Raw genomic sequence first — 18,629 nt, forward strand, 5'->3', positions numbered from 1 at the left:
TGTATCATACCATACTATCTGAGATTGTTCAATACATACTACATCATATCAAATAAACTTAGTTGGTTTTCATCAGGTAAGTTATCAATGATATGGTTTTCTGTCATAAATTCGATTAACTTCTTAGAAACCTTTCCACGTTTGGATAAGTCTTCTTTAGAGATAAATTCTTTATCTTCACGTGCTGCAACAATTTGTTTAGCAACGTTTAAACCAAGACCAGGAATAGCTCTAAATGGAGCAATCAACTTGTTACCGTCAATTAACCATTGTTCGGCATCGGAACGGTTTAAATCAACCATTTCGAATTCAAAACCTCTTTCAATCATTTCGTTGGCTAATTCAAGAACAGTTAATAGATTCTTATCCTTGGCAGATGCATCGTTTCCAAGATCGTTAATTTCTTTCATCTTGGCCTTAACGGCATCCTTACCGTGACACATTGAAACAATATCAAAGTCATCGGCTCTAACTGAGAAGTATGCACAGTAGTATACCAATGGGAAGTACACCTTAAAGTAAGCCACACGTAAGGCCATTAAAACGTAGGCTGCGGCATGGGCACGTGGGAACATGTACTTAATCTTTAGACATGAATCAATGTACCATTGTGGAATATTGGCTTCGTGCATCTTCTTTTGCCATTCGTCCTTAATTCCACGACCCTTACGAACATATTCCATGATTTGGAATGATGTTTCTGAGTCTAGACCCCAGTTAATCAAGTCGGTCATGATGTTATCACGACAACCAATAACGTTGGCGATGGTTGCTTTACCTTCCTTGATTAATTCGTCGGCGTTTCCTAACCAAACGTCGGTACCATGGGATAGACCTGAAATTTGTAGTAGTTGTGAGAAGTTTGCCGGATTAGTTTGTTCTAGCATCCCTCTAACGAACTTGGTACCAAATTCAGGAATTCCTAGCGTCCCTGTCTTTGATTGAATTTGGTCTTGGGTAACGCCAATTGTGTCTGTACCGGAGAATAGTCCCATAACTCCAGGGTCATCCATTGGAATTGATTGAGGATCAATTCCTGATAAATCTTGAAGCATTCTGATCATGGTTGGGTCATCATGTCCCAGCACATCCATCTTCAAGATGTTGTCATGGATAGAATGGAAATCAAAGTGGGTAGTTTCCCAAGCTGCGTTTTGATCATCAGCTGGATATTGGATTGGTGTGAAATCAAAGATATCCATATCGTCTGGAACAATGATAATTCCGGCCGGATGTTGTCCGGTCGTTCTCTTAACACCAGTATCACCCTTTGATAAACGATCAATTTCGGCAGAACGAATAGTTTGTTGAGTATCTCTTTCGTATGCCTTTACATATCCATAAGCGGTCTTATCGGCAACCGTACCGATGGTTCCGGCACGGTATACATTTCCTTCACCGAACAATACCTTTAGGTAGTTATGGGCAATTGGTTGATAGTCACCGGAGAAGTTCAAATCAATATCTGGAACCTTGTTACCACTAAATCCAAGGAATGTTTCGAACGGAATATTATGACCGTCACCAACCATTAATGTTCCACATTCTGGACAGTTTTCATGTGGTAAATCATATCCTGAACCATATTCACCCTTAGTGAAGAACTTAGAGTACTTACAGTTTGGACAACGATAGTGTGGTGGCAATGGATTAACTTCAGTAATCCCCGCCATTGTGGCTACCAAACTGGAACCAACGGAACCACGGGAACCTACCAGATATCCATCCTTATTACTCTTTGCTACAAGACGCTTAGCGATTAAGTAAATTACTGAGAATCCGTTACCAATAATACTCTTCAACTCACGGTCCAAACGGGCCTGAATTAACTCAGGTAGTGGATCTCCGTAAAGTTTATGGGCCATATCCATAGTTGAGTTTCTGATTTCATCTTCGGCACCCTTCATGTGTGGTGTGTATAGTCGGTCTAAGACCGGATGAATTTCATCATCAACCATGTTGGCAATCTTTTGGGTATTATCAACAACGATTTCCTTGCTGACGTCTTCACCTAAGTATTCAAAATCACTCAACATTTCATCTGTGGTTAAGAATGGCACCTTAGGTAATTCTTGTCTATTTAATGGGTTAGCCCCACCTTGTGAATGAATCAAAATCTTACGGTAAATATAGTCTTGTGGATCCATGTAATGAACATCTCCAGTTGCAACAACTGGTTTATCCATTTCATGACCCATATCAACCATGTTTTGTACTAATTCTTGTAGGTGCTTTTTACCATGAATTAATTCTGAATCAATCATTGGTTGATAAGCGGCACTTGGTTGGACTTCAAGATAGTCATAGAATTCAGCCTTCTTCTCGGCTTCTTCTTTACCTTTTTGTAGCATTGCGGTGAATACTTCACCGTTTGCACAAGCAGAACCAACTAGGATTCCTTCACGGTACTTTTCAAGCACACTTCGTGGAATTCTTGGCACTCTGTAGAAGTATTCAACATTAGATAATGAAACCAACTTGAACATGTTCTTTAATCCAGCTTGTGTTTGAGCCATCAAGATGGCATGGAATGGACGCGCATGTTTATATGCATCATTATCAGACATATGTTCATTTAGTTGATTTACCTTGGTAATGTTATAACGTTCTTCGGCATCCTTGATGAACAAGTAATTCAAATGACCTGTTGTTTCGGCATCATATACGGCACGGTGATGGTGTTCCAAAGCAACGTCAAACTTCTTAGCCAATGTATTCAAACGATAACTCTTATAGTTTGGATATAAGAAACGAGCTAATGGCAATGTATCAATGATTGGGTTTTGAATTTCTTCCATCCCATATCTTTGGTAACCAACATTCATAAAGCCAACGTCAAAAGTAACGTTGTGCCCTACAACAATTGAATCACCACAGAATTCCCTAAATAACTTAAAGACTTCTTCTTCAGACTTAGAACCTTTAACCATATCATCAGTGATGGATGTAAGTTCAGTCGTAAAGTCTGATAAGTGGAAACCAGGATCAATAAATTCTTCAAATTGGTCCAAGACGTTATTATGTTGCATTCTAACGGCTGAAACTTCGATTACCTTATCGTAAATTGCAGAAAGACCAGTTGTTTCAATATCGAAAACAACGTAAGTAGCGTCAGCTAAATCACGGTCATCTTCGTTAAATGTAATTGGAACACCGTCGTCTACAACATTTACTTCAACACCGTATAGCATCTTAATGTCATTCTTTTGTGCAGCAGTGTAAGCAAATGGGAAACCTTGAACAGCAGCGTGGTCGGTAATCGCTAATGCCGGGTGCCCCCATTCTTTAGCTCTAGCCACGTATTCTTCAATACTATTAGTTGCATCCATTTGACTCATCTTAGTGTGTAGATGTAGTTCAACACGTTTTTCTTCTGCATCATCATGACGACCTTCATGGTGTAGTGGATTAATGTCATAAGCATTCAATGTTAATTCATGACTGTAGTTATCTTCTTGGATACCACCACGAACCTTAATCCAATCGCCTTCTTGCAATGCGGAAAAGTTAGCTTCATCGTTTTCGTTGTTAGAGAACTTCTTAACTTCGATTGATGATGAATAATCGGTAATCTTTAAGATCATCAATTGACGACCTGACCTAAGTGAACGAATTTCCTTACTAAAGATGTGACCATTTACAATCACTAGTTTTTCTTCTTGAACGATATCAATTAGTTTAGTAACTTCTAGGTCATCCTTAATCTTCTTACCGATTTGTACTTTACCCTTTGGAACAGCATTCTTTGAGTTCTTTTGACGTTTAGCAGATGATTCTTGGATTGCTTGCATCGCCTTTTGAGCTAACTCAGCATCCTTCTTTTCCTTTTCAGCTTTAAAATCTTTGATTTTTTCTTGAGAAGCAGTTTCATCAACAAAAACAGAGATGGTAAAGTGTGGAAAACCTAATCGTTCATACAAATCTTCAATTGGACTAACTGCTTTGTCCACAAGAAAGTTCTTAACGATTTCATTATCAGCACTAAGTTCGATTTTATGATCAACAATCTTTGGTGCATCACGTCTTAATAATTCATTTTTAATAGCATCAGTGATATCAGCATGTTTAACAATCCATTCCCAGTAATTGCCTAATTGCTTGTTATCAAATTGATTGTCGTTTGCTTTGATATTAATTTTAGTAGTAGCGATTTCATCAAAAGTCGCTTGCATACGACTATAAAAATCCAAGAAGACTTCGTAATCTAAAATTCGTGGAAGTGTAAGGTGGAATTCCCAAATTTTGGAACGTTTGTGGATATCAATCTTCTCAATCTGACCGCCTTTAAAATTATCGGAATCAATTTGGTCTTTTAACTGTAATTGATTCAATAATTTTGTAAATAATTCTTCTTGGTTAGACAATCTAATACCTCCATCCTAAGTCAGCTAAAAAAGGTCAGTCTCTTCAACTGACCCTTTTTTATTTCAAATCTTTAAGTAAGATTTTTACAGTGTTAACAACTTCTTCTTGCTTAACTTCAACAGTTTCGCCAGTTTTTCTAATCTTAATTTCTACGATTCCTTCACTAGCCTTCTTACCAACAGTAACTCTGATTGGTAATCCAATTAGATCTGAATCGGCAAACTTAACTCCGGCTCTTTCTTTTCTGTCATCAGTTAAAACATCAAAGCCTTCATCCTTAAGTTCTTTTTCAATACCATCAGCAACACTTACTTGAGTTTCATCCTTTGTGTTAACAGGAATCAAGTGAATGTCGAATGGTGAAATTGACTTAGGCCAAATTAAACCATTGTCATCAGCTTGTTGTTCAGCAATAGCAGTTAGTAATCTACTAATACCGATACCGTAACAACCCATTACAACTGGTTTTTGACGACCATTTTCATCTAAGACGTTTGCATCTAAGTCCTTTGAGTATCTAGTTCCTAGCTTGAAGATATGAGCAATTTCAATACCACGAGTGAACTTCAATACACCAGAACCATCTGGTGAGATTTCACCTTCTTCAACTTCTCTAAAGTCACCGTAAGTAACGTTTTCAAAGTCACGTTCTGGGTTAACGTTAGCAAAGTGGTAACCATCTTCGTTAGCGCCAGCAAATGCATTAGTCATATCTTTAACGTAGTTATCTGCTAATACAGTTACAGATTCATCTAGGTTAAATGGACCAACGTATCCTCTTGATGTGTTTGTAAATTCTTTGATTTGTTCATCATTTGCCAAGTCAAAGAATGAAGCACCAAGTTGACCCTTAACCTTAACGTCGTTAACTTCGTGATCACCTCTAACTAGAACCATAACTGGTTTTTCGTCAGCAATGAATAGAACACTCTTAATAACGTTTGAAGCATCTGTGTCTAATAGTTCCACATCATCTTCGATTGATTTTACGTTTGGAGTACTAATCTTTTCTAGGTCTTTTTGAGTTTCGTTAGACTTTTCAGGCACGTACATACTCTTAGCCATTTCAAGGTTAGCAGCATATTCGCTATCGTCTGAGTAAACGATGGTATCTTCACCAACAGCAGCTGGTGCAGAGAATTCGATTGAATCAGAACCACCCATGGCACCACCATCACCAATGATAGTACGGTAATCTAAACCAACTTGGTCGAAAATCTTACGGTAAGCATCTTCCATTTGGTTGTAGATACGATCTAGGTCAGCATCATCAATTGAGAATGAATAACCATCTTTCATGATAAATTCACGTCCACGTAGTAAACCATTTCTTGGACGTTCTTCATCTCTATATTTTGGTTGGATTTGGTATAACACTAAAGGAAGTTTTTTATATGACTTAACTGAGTCACGAATGATTTCTGTGTAAGTTTCTTCGTGAGTTGGTCCTAGAATGAAATCAGTGTCATGTCTGTTCTTTAGCTTAAATAAAGCTGGACCGTAAGTTTGTAATCTTCCTGATTTTTCCCAAAGCTCCGCAGGTAATACTGCCGGCATAAGAGTTTCATTCGCGTCAATTTCGTCCATTTCCTTACGAATGATGTTTTCAATTTTTGAAATTACTTTGTATGCCAAAGGCAAGTATGCGTACATCCCTGCTGAAATTTGCTTAATGTATCCAGCTCTTAACATTAACTTATGACTAAGAGCTTCAGCACCCTTTGGCGCTTCTTTTAGCGTTGGGATTAACATTTTTGATTGCTTCATAAAAATCTCCTTAAATATGTTCTTAATGGATAAAGTATCTTTGAATGTCGTTAATTGTTACCAGTAGCATTAATACAACTAAGAATGCGAAACCAATAAGGGTAACAATTGTTTCAACTTTTTCAGAAGTTGGTTTTCTTCTAACGGCCTCAATTATGTTCATTAATATTTTACCACCATCTAGGACCGGAATTGGAATTAAATTCATAATCGCTAAGTTAATTGATAAGAATGCGATAAAGTAAACAACTCCTTGTAGTCCTAACTTAGTAGCTTGTGATGTGGAAGCGTATATTGCAACCGGTCCACCTAAGTCGTTTAAGCTAAAGTGACCAGTTACCATGTAAACTAATTCAGACACAAGTTGCTTAGTCATGTTCCATGTTCTGGTAAAACCAGAGAATAGCTTGGTTGTAAAACTAGAATCGACAGTATTTTTAATTCCAATCAATCCATATTTTTTTCCATTGTTCTTTTGTGATTCAGTGGTTAATTTAATTATTTTAACTTGACCATCTCGTTTAACAACTAAAGTTAACTTTTGATCTGGTCTATCTTGAATTGCTGAGCTTATTTCATTCCAATTGTTAGTCTTTTGATTATCGACTTGAACAATTCTGTCACCATTCTTAATTCCGGCATCCCTTGCAACAGAATGTCCTTGAATTGGAGTAGCTGTGTTTTGATTTGAAGCTACCCCACCTTGCATGAATGTCAAAATTGTAAATGCAACAATTGCTAGAATCACGTTATTAACAATTCCAGCAGCGTTGGTTAATAACTTTTTGAATACTGGTGCATTTTGGAATTGAACATCTTCAGGTGCAATTTGGACCTTTGTTCCGTCGTGTTCAACCATTAGCGCATCGTGATTTACTTTAAATCGCTTAACCTCTTCATTGTTATCTTGGTAACCTTCGATAAATAACTCGTGTTCAAGATCAACGTTTGAAACCTCAAGAGGTAACCCATCTAAAGTCTTTTGCTTTTGACTGGTATTAATTAAAATAACTTCATTTTGTTCATTAAATTTAAGTGTAACTGGAGTACCAGGATCTAGTTCCTGTGAATCGTTATCGGCAATCCCAGCCATTCGAACATATCCACCTAAAGGAAGAATACGAATTGTATACGTGGTTTGATTGTGACGATAAAAGAAAATCTTCGGACCCATTCCAATAGAAAATTCTCTAACCATTATTCCTGATCTTTTGGCAACGATAAAGTGGCCAAATTCATGAACAAACACTAAAATTCCAAAAACAACAACGAAAGCTAGTATTGTGATAATCAATTAAATCACTCCTTTACATCTAAATAATGCCAAATAGGTGAAGAAGTGGCAAAACAAATAGTAAACTATCAAATCTATCTAAAATTCCACCGTGTCCAGGTAAAATTTTTCCAGAATCTTTAACTTGGTAGTATCTCTTAAGAGCTGATTCAACTAAATCACCAAATTGACCAGCAATTGATAATACAAGAGTTACGATAACAGCAACAAGTAGTGATGTATGACCAACTGAGAAGTAGTACATCCATGCAGTAGCAATGATAGTTGCTAATAATGATCCACAGATTGAACCTTCCCATGTCTTATTAGGACTTACATGTGGAGCTAGCTTGTGTTTACCGAATTTCTTACCGAAAATGTATGCACCTGAGTCGGTTAACCAAACGATAAATAGTGCGTAGAACAACACTGCAATTCCAACATGTCTAGCAGAAATAAAGTAATGGAAACCCATTCCAATGTATAACATTGCTAGTGTGATTACACCGGCATCATCAAATGAAAAAATGTTCTTAGTAACAACATTTCTTAACATCAATAGCATTACTACTAAATAGAACAAAAAGTTAACTGATAGAAATGATGGTAGATCATTAAACCAGTCGCTTGGCGCAATTAATAAAGTTACACCAATAAATGATAGGATTGCTTCTGGTGAAATTACTAACTTTTTCTTCATGATTAGTACTTCAGACATCGCAACAATTCCTAAAGCAATTGCTCCAATTTGAATAAAAATGCCACCCAATAAAACTATTGGCACAAATAATAATAAGGCAATAATTGCCGTTAATACTCTTGTTTTCATAATAATCTCCTAATGTTACTTGTTTTTTAATCCCCCAAAACGACGATGACGTCCTTGGAATTTAGCAATACAATTCATTAAATCTTCTTTAGTGTAGTCAGGCCACTTAGTGTCGTCAAATACGAATTCACTGTAAGCAACTTGCCATAATAAGAAGTTAGATAATCTTTCTTCCCCACTTGTTCTAATTAATAAATCTGGGTTAGCAAATTCACCAAGTGATGAAGTCATTAGATTATCACTAACAACGTCCTTATTAATGTCGTCGACGTTTAAACTACCGTCAGATACCCTTTGAGCAATTTTTTGAACGGCAGTAACGATTTCATCTTGACTTCCATAGTTTAAAGCAAAGTTCAAAATCATTCCATCGCATTCCTTGGTATCCTCAATAGCATCATTGATAGCTTTTTGTGTAGATTCAGGTAATTGATCTACATATCCCATAACGTTAACTTTAACGTTATTCTTTACTAAATCAGGAACAAAAGTAGAGAAAAATTTCTCTGGTAAGTCCATCAAGTAGTTAACTTCTTGATCCGGACGTTTCCAGTTTTCGGTAGAAAAGGCGTACAAAGTTAATGCCTTCACACCTAAATCACTAGCTGCTTTTGTAATGTCCTTTACCACATTCATTCCCTTTTTATGTCCAGCAATTCTTGGCAAATGTCTTTGTTGGGCCCATCTTCCATTTCCATCCATGATAATGGCAATATGTTTGGGAATATTATTGTAGTCAAGTTCTGTGGTAGTTTTCTTCTTAAACTTAAACATATATACCTCGCCTATTAATACAAATAAAGGATGAGAAATAATCCTCATCCCACATTTGTAAAGTTATTTTATTGGATTAATCTCCATTCGCCACGTTTAGCTTCTACTAAAGTTTCGAAATATTTTAATAATTGGTTAGCGTCGTTTGGACTATGTTCACCTAAAAGATTTAATCCTTCACCCGTAGGAATTGGATCACTTAAATCTGTAATTTCAGTTTCATTTTCAATTGTTGCTTCAGTAAACGCAACAATCCAATCATCTTCAATTAATTGTGAAACCACAAAAAAGATGTTGAAATCGTCAGTAACATATACCGGCATAACATAGATTCCATCTTGAATTTCTTCAAGTTGATTACCATTGTAAGACAATGCTTGCTTGGTATCATCGTTCATACTTTCAGATAGTTTGAAAACCATCTTATTGAATTCCTCTGTACCTGGTGTAACTTCTTGTTCTTGCATGGTGACATCCCCTTTTATTAATTTATCCGTTTAGTACTTCCTTTTCTTTGGCAGCAATAACGTCATCTAAATCTTTGATTTGTGAATCTGTCAACTTTTGAACCTTGTCTTCTAGTGCGTGAGTTTCATCATCTGTAAAGTCATCGTTCTTGTTACCCTTCTTTACAGCGTCCATAGCTTCACGACGAACATTTCTAATAGCGACTTTACCTTGTTCACCGGCAGCCTTAACCTTCTTAGAAATTTCTTTTCTACGTTCTTCAGTTAGTTGTGGAACAACTAAACGAATGTTATCACCATCGTTAGCTGGGTTAATACCAATATCAGCTTCAAGGATTCCCTTTTCAATATCATCTAAAGCTGATTTATCATATGGAGTAACCATAATAACTCTAGCTTCAGGAACAGTGATTGAAGCAATTTGGTTTAATGGTGTTGGTGCGCCATAGTATTCAGCAGTAACACCGTTTAATAGACTGGCGTTAGCACGACCTGCTCTAATACTTGCTAATTCTTGTCTTAATGATGCAATTGACTTTTGCATCTTTTCTTTTGCTGTATCTAAAATTTCATTTTGAGTTGCCATACTTTATTTCCCCTTAACTGTAGTTCCGATTTTTTCGCCCTTAACAACTTTTTCAATGTTGCCGGATTCATTTAAGTTAAACACTACTAATGGAATATCATTATCCATTGATAATGAACTTGCTGTAGTATCCATTACTTGTAGGTTCTTGTTAATGATATCCATTTGAGTTAATTCATCAAATTTAACAGCATTTGGATCCTTGTTAGGATCAGCTGAGTAAATACCATCAACTCCGTTTTTAGCCATTAAAATAGCATCTGCATGTACTTCAGCAGCACGTAAAGCAGCAGTTGTATCTGTTGAGAAGAATGGGTTACCTGTTCCACCAGAGAAGATAACAACACGATTCTTTTCAAGATGACGAACTGCCTTTCTACGAATATATGGTTCAGCAATTTGTCTCATTTCGATTGAGGTTTGAACTCTTGTTGGAACACCAAGTGATTCTAAGTTTTCTTGTAATGCTAAACCGTTCATAACAGTTGCTAACATTCCAATGTAATCAGCTTGTGTTCTTTCCATGCCCATTTTTGAACCAGATACTCCACGCCACATGTTACCGCCACCGACAACAATAGCAATTTGAATTCCTAGTTCGTAAACATTTTTTACTTCTTGCGCAATTTTCTTGATTACAGGTGGGTTAATACCGTGACCTTCATCACCAGCAAGTGCTTCACCACTTAGCTTTAAAACAATACGCTTATATTTTAAGTCAGACATCGAATTTCCTCCATTACATGATCGTTAGTTTAATTTTAGCATAATATGAAATTTAAAAACAGTTTATAACTGCAATTATTTAATTATAAATATGTATAAAAAAAGGATACGTATCCGCATCCTTTTTCATTAATTATTTGATTTGTGAGTTAACTTCGTCAGCAAAGTTAGTTTCTTCTTTTTCAATACCTTCACCGACTTCATAACGAACAAAGGCCTTTAGTTGACCGCCGTTTTCCTTAACGTATTCAGCAACAGTCTTGTCTGAGTCCATAACGAATTCTTGGTCAGCCAAACTAATTTCAGCAAGGAACTTGTTTAGACGACCTTCAACCATCTTTTCAACGATGTTTTCAGGCTTGCCTTCTTGTAGGGCTTCCTTCTTTAGTTCTTCTCTTTCAGCTTCTAGTCTGTCTTGAGGAACATCGTTTCTATCTAGGTATTCTGGCTTAGTAGCAGCAATGTGCATTGCAACGTGCTTAGCAACAGTTTCGTCAACACCTTGGATTTGAACTAAGGCACCAATTAGACCTTGGTTGTGTAGGTAGTGACCAAAGCTTTCGTCATCGTTCTTAGTTAAAACAACGAAACGACGTAGAGTGATCTTTTCACCAGTAATTTGAGTAGTGTTGATGATCTTGTCGTTAATAGTTTCACCATCAACGTCAAGTGCTAAAGCAGCTTCAACATCAGCTGGCTTAGCTTCAACAATTTTAGCTGCGATTAAATCGATTAGGTTTTTGAAGTCATCGTTACCTGAAACGAAGTCAGTTTCAGCGTTAACTTCAACGATAGCAGCATCGTTACCGTGAGTAACAACACGAGTTAAACCAGCAGCAGCAACACGGTCACTCTTCTTTTCAGCTTTTGCGATACCCTTTTCACGTAAGTATTCTAGAGCTTTCTTTTCGTCACCATCTGAAGCAACTAAAGCTTTCTTAGCATCCATCATACCTACACTTGTCTTTTCACGTAATTCTTTTACTTGAGCAGCAGTAATCTTTGCCATTGTTATGGCCTCCTTAAGTTTTATATTAAAAAAGGCCGACTCATCCCAGGCCTTATCGGTCCAAAAACATGAGTCAGCCTAAGTGTTCAAACAAAATCAATATTTAAAAAATATTACTTGTCTTCACTTTCATTTTCATCTTTAGTGTCTTCGAATGTGCTTTCGCTAACATTTTCTTCACCTTGGTTACCTTCAATGATAGCGTCAGCCATCTTAGCAGTAATTAGACGAACGGCACGAATAGCGTCATCGTTTGATGGGATAATAACATCAACGTCATCTGGGTCAGTGTTAGTATCAACCATAGCAACGATAGGAATGTTTAACTTGTGAGCTTCGTGAACAGCGATTTGTTCTTTACGAGGGTCAACGATGAACATAACATCTGGAATCTTAGGCATGTCTTCGATACCACCAAGGAATTTTTCAAGCTTGTCAGTCTTCTTCTTTAGAAGAGCAACTTCCTTCTTAGGTAGTCTTTCGAAAGTACCATCTTCAGCCATCTTCTTAAGATCCTTTAGGTACTTGATACGGCTTTGGATAGTATCCCAGTTAGTTAAAGTTCCACCTAACCAACGGTGGTTAACATAGAATTGACCTGCACGTACAGCTTCTTCTTGGATTGAGTCTTGAGCTTGCTTCTTAGTACCAACAAATAGTACAGTAGCGCCCTTAGCAGCTTCATCCTTCATAAAGTTGTATGCTGAATCGATCATCTTAACAGTCTTTTGTAAGTCGATGATGTAGATTCCGTTACGTTGGGTAAAGATGTATTTCTTCATCTTAGGGTTCCAACGACGAGTTTGGTGACCGAAGTGGACACCAGCTTCTAGTAATTGTTTCATAGAAATAACAGCCATGTTAATAGCCCTCCAAAAATAGTTTTTTCCTCCCCGTCAATCTATCAATCCAAAAACTATCAAGAAATAGCACTATCTGAGTTGTCATGACAGGTGTGAATTGGTAATAAATACCGAATATTATTGTATATTAAACTCCAATATTTATCAAGCTAAATATTACAATTTAACAATCTTATCTGATTTACCTGTGTTGATAAGGTCTCTGTTAGCATCCAATGATAGTGTAACCATGTTTCTAACCGCTGTTTCAGTGTAGAAAGCAATGTGTGGAGTAATCAAAACATTGTCTCTGCTCATTAGGTTCTTTAGACGATCATCTGAAATATCATCGAAACTATCAAAGTTAACATTGAAGACACCTACTTCTGATTCATAGGTATCCAAAGCAGCACCTGCTAGTTTACCTGAATCTAAAGCCTTGATTAATGCATCAGTATCAATTAGTGAACCACGAGCAGCGTTAATAATGTATGAACCATCTTTCATTTCTGATAAAGTCTTGTCGTTTACCATGTGTTCATTTTCTTTAACGGCTGGTGCGTGTAGTGAAATGATATCAGCTTGTTTGTATAAATCGTCTGGAGTATCAACGTAGATACCTTGTTTTTCTAGTTCCGGGTTTCTGAATGGATCATATGCAATCACTTTTGCGCCGAATCCACGACAGATATCAACTAATACGCGACCAATACGACCTGTTCCGAAAACACCAACGGTCTTTGAATTTAATTCTTGACCAATTTCAGGAGCCCATCTTAAGTCACCTGAACGTTGCTTGTCTTCAAAACGTTTTGTATTTCTTAGTAATCTCATAATTTCAGTAATTGCTAGTTCAGCAATTGCGTTTGGAGAATATGCTGGAACATTTGTTACAGTAATTCCATTTGCTTTTGCAGCATCAGCATCAACGTTATCTACCCCAACATTTCTTAGTGATAGGTACTTGATGTTAAAACTACCTAATTTATCTAAAATTTCTTTAGTGTATGGTTTTTGTTGGTAAGCAACCACACCATCAAATCCATTAGCTTCTTCAACAGTTGATGAATCAAGTAATTTGGTTTCAACCTTTACTTCTACTTCCGGATTTTTTTGTTCCCATTCTTTTAAATATGGCATTTCATCATTTCTGATTCCATAAGCAATAATTTTCAATACAAAAACCTCCAAATATTCATCGTTACAGTTAGAATTATAACACTTAACTCCGTGTCTTAAAGGCTTAGACCGTATTTAGATAAATTTACCCCATTTTCATTTAGGTATTCTAACTTCTTTACTCTACTTTGATGTTTAAAATGATACTCGGCACTCAAAGCATCATGTTTATTGTCAAAGCTCTCGGAGTATATCATTTCGACTGGTAAATGATTGCGAGTGTACTTGGCACCCTTTCCGCTTTGGTGTTGTTCTAATCGATGTTTCAAATTGGTCGTGTATCCACCATATAGTGAATCATCCCCGCACTTTAAAACATACATATAAAACTTATTCTCCATATAAAATCTTCCTTACAAAATCTGTATATTCGTTTGAATTATCTTTATAAACAAAAATTGGTGGTAGTACCTTGGTTCCACCATTCTTCCCTGCTTTGATTCCTTCAACTAGAATCATGTTTGATTCTTTTCCCTCACGTGGATAAATGTATTGAATCCTTTTTGGCATTACATTATGTGATTGCATGGCATCAAATAGTTCTAGCATCCGATCAGGACGGTAAACAAAGAACGCTTTAGCGTTTGTCTTTAAAAGTCCCTCGCACACGGTTAGGATTTTGTCTAGATTAGTTGTGATTTCATGTCTAGCAATTGCTAAATATGGATTTGGATTTTTCTTACTATCCTCTAAATCTGGAAAATAAGGTGGATTACAAGTTATCACGTCAACAGAATCCTTTTGAACATAATCAAATGTATTATCAAGGTCATCGTTTATCACGGACAACTTGTCATCTAAGTTATTTAGACTAACACTACGTTTTGCCATATCAGCCAGCTTATCTTGTAGTTCGATTTCGTAAATATGCCCATTGGTTTTATGTGACATAAATAACCCAACTGCACCATTGCCGGCACACAAATCGACAGTCTTTGAAGCACTCTTCTTCGGCAACCTAGCAAAGTCTGCTAAAAGTACCGCATCCAATGAGAATGAGAACACATCTGGATTTTGAATTATCTTTATATCATTACTATATAGTTGATCTATTCTTTCGTTTTCCTTTAAAACATCGTCCACTTGAATATTCCACCTTATTTTTTTCTTGCATAAATCAATAATAATAGAATACTATTAAATAATAAAGTACGAGAGGAGTTTATTTAATGTATTCTTTTTTAAAGTTATTATGTAGAATCATTTTATATCCAATTAACGGAATGCCTAAGTTCGAAAACAAACAAAGAATTCCGGAAGGCAATTACATATTAGTTGCACCGCACCGTACATGGTTTGACCCATTGTACTTTGCCCTAGCAGCAAGTCCTAAAGAATTTGCTTTCATCGCTAAAAAGGAACTATTCAAAAATCCACTTTTAGCATACGTATTAAGACATGCAAACGTATTAAGTGTTGATCGTGAAAATCCTGGCCCATCAGTAATTAAGGAACCTGTTAAGATTCTTCAAAACTCTGACAAGTCACTAATCATTTTCCCTTCAGGGACTAGACATTCTCAAGCACTAAAAGGTGGCGCTACTTTAATCGCCAAGCTTTCTAAAGCACCTTTACTTCCAGCGGTTTACCAAGGTCCACTTACATTTAAGAGTTTGTTCTCACGTAAGAAAGCTGTCATCAACTTTGGTGACCCTATCTACTTGGACAAATCAATCAAGCTAAACGAAGAAGGTCAAAAAGCAGTCGAACAACAAATGCAAGATGCTTTCGATAAGTTAGATAAAGAAATCAACCCTGACTTTAAATACGTTGACCCATCTTCAGAAAAATAAGCAATAAAAAAAGACTTAATCTTTGAATTAAGTCTTTTTTTATTTATTTGGCGTTAGCCTTCATACTGTTCATCATTTGATTTAACTTCTTAGCTGAAGGTTTTTGACCCATTTGTAGCATCATTGCTCTTAATTGATCCTTGTTAATTGGGGGATTATCTTTAAGATATTTTTCCATGTACTTACGTGCCATGAAGAATCCACCGATCAAACCTACGATTAAAGCTAAAAGAATTAGGATAATCCATAAGAATGTTGACATAATTCTTCCTCCTCCCGTTAGTTACTATTATTAATTTTACACAACTTAATTATTAAATTCAAAAAAAGTTTTAATCGTCACGTAAACCTTTTTTACGTTGAACTTCCTTAACCTTTTCTGGTGTAACTTCTTTACCTTCTTTATTGAAAACTTGAACCATTTCAATTTGGCTTCTCATGTTTTCTTTAAAGCGTTTTAGGTATTGTTTTCTAAGGTCAGCTCTTTCAGCTTCTTCTTCCTTAGTCAATCCACTTTCCTTAGCTTTGTGTGCTAATTCATTAATACGTGGAATAAGTTTCTTTAAAATTGGATCTTCTGCTTCTGACATTTAATTATCTCCTTTGCGAACATTTGTTTTTATTTTCCCGTTATGCTATATTAAAGCTATTATATTACAAGAAACGGGGTATTTATGTGACTTTTTCAAAAGAAGAAAAGACTTCTAAACAATTAGCTATTTTAGAATTTATCTGGAAAAGAATCAATAGCCAAGGCTATCCTCCTACAGTAAGAGAAATAGGTGAAGCCGTTAATCTTTCATCCACATCAACCGTCCATGGTCATTTAAGTCGCCTTGAAAAGAAGGGTTTTATCGTTAAAAACCCCGCTAAACCAAGAGCACTTGAAATCACCGAAGATGGTCTTAAGAAAATTGGTGTTAATACACACCCTGGTGAAATCCCTGTTTTAGGTACCGTTGCTGCTGGTGAACCAATCCTAGCGGTTGAAGATACATCCGAATACTTCTCAATGCCTGACCAATACGAAAACTCAGATGATGTTTTCATGTTAGTCATTCAAGGTGAAAGTATGGTCAACATCGGTATTTTAAACGGTGATAAAGTCATCGTTAAAAAGCAATCAACTGCTGAAAATGGTGATATCGTTATTGCAATGACTGATGAAAACGAAGTCACTTGCAAACGATTCTTCAAGGAATCTGACCACTATCGCCTACAACCTGAAAACGATAACTTAGCTCCAATCATCTTGGATCAAGTATCAATCGTTGGTAAGGTTGTTGGATTATACCGTGACAGTATTTTTTAAAATACTTCACCTTCATAGTGATATTCAGGCATTTCTTTGAAATCAAACTTTTCAACATCGTCTACCTTTGTTAGATATGATTTTGAGCCGTTTGATAACATCAAGTTAACAATCGCATCTTTTTCATGGAATAAAACAACTGGTTTATCAATTGCATAAGCATACCCAATTTCGAAAGCTGTACCGCTGTCAACATTGTCGTCTACAAAGTCGATAATCGCGATAACGGCATCAGCTTTTTTTATTTCATCCACATCAAGTTGGAAAACATCTTTAGACCATTGGCTACTACCAATTTCTGCCCCGTCATTTACATTTGAGTTTCTTGGGCTAAAGTATTCTGAAACTGAAGGATTGTTATCCAATGCCTTTTCAATTCTTTGAATACGGTCAATTTGTTCATCATCAAAAAATGGTCCTGCTAAATATAATTTCATGTCAGTCTCCTACTTTCTTCCATAAATTCTTTGGTGGTCTTTTACCCCTTCAAGGAAAAATTCCGCCTTATCATTACTAGTATCCAACTTGATATCACCATCAGCGATTGGAATCCAGTTAGTAAAGATTTCTTCGTATTCTTCAACAGAAACTTGTTTTCTTGACTTCAAAGCATTATCTAATGATTTGGCTAATTCATCGTTTCTGAAGTTATCCTTTAGTTTCATTGGGAAGAATTCACCCTGTGCACCTGAACCATAACTGAATAACGCAATACGATCACCAGATTGTAAATCATCTGAGTTATTAATTAATGATAGGAAGTTCAAGTACAATGAACCGGTGTATAGGTTACCAACATTTTCGTTGTAGATTCGACCTAGTTCGAATTCTTTCTTCAAGTTAGCTTGTTGTTCTTCATCGGCTTCATCAATGATTGATCTTAGTGCCTTAATCCCCATCTTTGGATAAGGTAAATGGAATGTCATTGCCTTAAAATCAGAAATGGTTTGACCAGTGATTTCCTTGTATTCATCCCATGTCTTCTTGAAGAAATCAACGTAAACATCGTTTGAATAATGACCATCAACAACGGCTTCTGTTCTGTACAATGGTCTCCAGAAGTCCATTACATCATCAGAATAGAATGTGCTTGGGCCATCGAATTCGGCAATTGAAGGATTGGCAGAAATTACCATGGCAACGGCACCCCCACCTTGAGTAACTTCACCAGGTGTCCTAATACCGTATCTAGCAATATCGGCACCAATTACTAGGGCTTGTCTTTCAGGATGGTTTTGCACATATTCTTTGGCCATTTGAAGACCAGCGGTTGCACCATAACAAGCTTGCTTGATTTCAAAAGCACGAGCTCGACGGTTTAAACCTAACATGTTTTGTAAGTAAATAGCGGCAGATTTGGAGTTATCTACCCCTGTTTCTGTTCCAAAAATAATTAAATCAATTTTTTTACGATTATCATCATCAATAATCTTGATACAAGCATTTGCTGCCATTGTGACAACATCTTGGGTATTTGGAATTACAGCTTGCTTCTTTTGGCCAATTCCAATCAAATACTTGTTTGGGTCTTCGTTTCTAGCGTTAGCTAGATCGACCATATCTAAATACATATCTGATGAGTAAAAACTCATCTTGTCAATTCCAACATTCATAATGATAATCCACACTTTCATATAAATATTATTTTAATTGTACTATGAAACAACATTCTTCACAAAAGAAATAACAAAAAGGCGCACCGTTAAG

19 protein-coding genes are annotated in these 18,629 nt (G+C 36.4%); 2 read left to right on the plus strand and 17 right to left on the minus strand.

Annotation, left to right across the window (positions count from 1 at the left end; translation table 11 throughout):
* Positions 1-38 precede the first annotated feature (38 nt).
* From RZ55_RS04045 to RZ55_RS04105, 13 genes are all read right to left on the minus strand, one after another.
* Positions 39-4,364: a PolC-type DNA polymerase III gene (locus tag RZ55_RS04045; protein WP_057175836.1), complete on the minus strand. Its 4,326-nt coding sequence runs from the start codon at positions 4,362-4,364 to the stop codon at positions 39-41.
* Positions 4,365-4,422: 58 nt separating this feature from the next.
* Positions 4,423-6,132: a proline--tRNA ligase gene (locus RZ55_RS04050; protein ID WP_054608230.1), complete on the minus strand. Its 1,710-nt coding sequence runs from the start codon at positions 6,130-6,132 to the stop codon at positions 4,423-4,425.
* Positions 6,133-6,154: 22 nt separating this feature from the next.
* Positions 6,155-7,426 (minus strand): RIP metalloprotease RseP, encoded by a 1,272-nt coding sequence (gene rseP, locus RZ55_RS04055; RefSeq protein ID WP_057175837.1) that lies wholly within the window; start codon positions 7,424-7,426, stop codon positions 6,155-6,157.
* A gap of 19 nt (positions 7,427-7,445) precedes the next feature.
* On the minus strand, positions 7,446-8,234 hold the full coding sequence (locus tag RZ55_RS04060; RefSeq protein WP_057175838.1) for a phosphatidate cytidylyltransferase: 789 nt from the start codon (positions 8,232-8,234) through the stop codon (positions 7,446-7,448).
* A gap of 15 nt (positions 8,235-8,249) precedes the next feature.
* Positions 8,250-9,008, minus strand: coding sequence for an isoprenyl transferase (locus tag RZ55_RS04065; protein WP_053792787.1), 759 nt, complete (start codon positions 9,006-9,008; stop codon positions 8,250-8,252).
* 68 nt (positions 9,009-9,076) lie between these two features.
* Positions 9,077-9,475 (minus strand): hypothetical protein, encoded by a 399-nt coding sequence (locus RZ55_RS04070; RefSeq protein ID WP_034531688.1) that lies wholly within the window; start codon positions 9,473-9,475, stop codon positions 9,077-9,079.
* 22 nt (positions 9,476-9,497) lie between these two features.
* A complete protein-coding gene (gene frr, locus RZ55_RS04075) occupies positions 9,498-10,061 on the minus strand; it encodes a ribosome recycling factor (protein ID WP_034531690.1) in 564 nt (187 codons plus the stop codon).
* Positions 10,062-10,064: 3 nt separating this feature from the next.
* Positions 10,065-10,787, minus strand: coding sequence for a UMP kinase (pyrH, locus tag RZ55_RS04080; protein WP_034531692.1), 723 nt, complete (start codon positions 10,785-10,787; stop codon positions 10,065-10,067).
* A gap of 133 nt (positions 10,788-10,920) precedes the next feature.
* On the minus strand, positions 10,921-11,796 hold the full coding sequence (gene tsf / locus RZ55_RS04085) for a translation elongation factor Ts (protein WP_034531694.1): 876 nt from the start codon (positions 11,794-11,796) through the stop codon (positions 10,921-10,923).
* Between the two features lie 113 nt (positions 11,797-11,909).
* Positions 11,910-12,656 carry a 30S ribosomal protein S2 gene (rpsB, locus tag RZ55_RS04090; RefSeq protein WP_034531696.1) on the minus strand — a complete coding sequence of 249 codons (747 nt, stop codon included), beginning with the start codon at positions 12,654-12,656 and terminating at the stop codon, positions 11,910-11,912.
* A 159-nt stretch (positions 12,657-12,815) separates the two neighbouring features.
* Entirely contained in the window at positions 12,816-13,814 is a 999-nt protein-coding gene (locus tag RZ55_RS04095) for a D-2-hydroxyacid dehydrogenase (RefSeq protein ID WP_054483538.1), read from the minus strand.
* 59 nt (positions 13,815-13,873) lie between these two features.
* Positions 13,874-14,158 carry a GIY-YIG nuclease family protein gene (locus tag RZ55_RS04100; RefSeq protein ID WP_057175839.1) on the minus strand — a complete coding sequence of 95 codons (285 nt, stop codon included), beginning with the start codon at positions 14,156-14,158 and terminating at the stop codon, positions 13,874-13,876.
* The gene (locus RZ55_RS04105) at positions 14,148-14,900 is read right to left on the minus strand and encodes a tRNA1(Val) (adenine(37)-N6)-methyltransferase (RefSeq protein ID WP_057175840.1); all 753 of its coding nucleotides are present in this window, start codon (positions 14,898-14,900) and stop codon (positions 14,148-14,150) included. The genes RZ55_RS04100 and RZ55_RS04105 overlap by 11 nt, the downstream gene beginning before the upstream one ends.
* Positions 14,901-14,986: 86 nt before the next feature.
* Here RZ55_RS04105 and RZ55_RS04110 point away from each other — a divergent pair, with 86 nt between their 5' ends.
* Positions 14,987-15,610 (plus strand): lysophospholipid acyltransferase family protein, encoded by a 624-nt coding sequence (locus RZ55_RS04110; RefSeq protein ID WP_054483543.1) that lies wholly within the window; start codon positions 14,987-14,989, stop codon positions 15,608-15,610.
* Between the two features lie 43 nt (positions 15,611-15,653).
* On the opposite strand, the gene RZ55_RS04115 is transcribed toward RZ55_RS04110, so the two are convergent.
* Both RZ55_RS04115 and RZ55_RS04120 read right to left on the minus strand, forming a co-directional pair.
* The gene (locus tag RZ55_RS04115) at positions 15,654-15,872 is read right to left on the minus strand and encodes a YneF family protein (RefSeq protein WP_034531707.1); all 219 of its coding nucleotides are present in this window, start codon (positions 15,870-15,872) and stop codon (positions 15,654-15,656) included.
* Between the two features lie 70 nt (positions 15,873-15,942).
* The gene (locus RZ55_RS04120; protein ID WP_034531709.1) at positions 15,943-16,200 is read right to left on the minus strand and encodes a DUF896 domain-containing protein; all 258 of its coding nucleotides are present in this window, start codon (positions 16,198-16,200) and stop codon (positions 15,943-15,945) included.
* An 86-nt stretch (positions 16,201-16,286) separates the two neighbouring features.
* Here RZ55_RS04120 and lexA point away from each other — a divergent pair, with 86 nt between their 5' ends.
* Positions 16,287-16,922 carry a transcriptional repressor LexA gene (lexA, locus tag RZ55_RS04125; RefSeq protein ID WP_057175841.1) on the plus strand — a complete coding sequence of 212 codons (636 nt, stop codon included), beginning with the start codon at positions 16,287-16,289 and terminating at the stop codon, positions 16,920-16,922.
* Here the strand turns inward: lexA and RZ55_RS04130 are convergent.
* The gene (locus RZ55_RS04130) at positions 16,919-17,359 is read right to left on the minus strand and encodes a nucleoside 2-deoxyribosyltransferase (RefSeq protein ID WP_034531712.1); all 441 of its coding nucleotides are present in this window, start codon (positions 17,357-17,359) and stop codon (positions 16,919-16,921) included. The two genes, lexA and RZ55_RS04130, sit on opposite strands and share 4 nt — an antisense overlap.
* Before the next feature lie 9 nt (positions 17,360-17,368).
* Entirely contained in the window at positions 17,369-18,535 is a 1,167-nt protein-coding gene (locus tag RZ55_RS04135) for a hydroxymethylglutaryl-CoA synthase (protein ID WP_054483549.1), read from the minus strand.
* Between the last annotated feature and the right edge of the window lie 94 nt (positions 18,536-18,629).

Source organism: Apilactobacillus kunkeei (assembly GCF_001421115.1).
Lineage (GTDB): Bacteria > Bacillota > Bacilli > Lactobacillales > Lactobacillaceae > Apilactobacillus > Apilactobacillus kunkeei_F.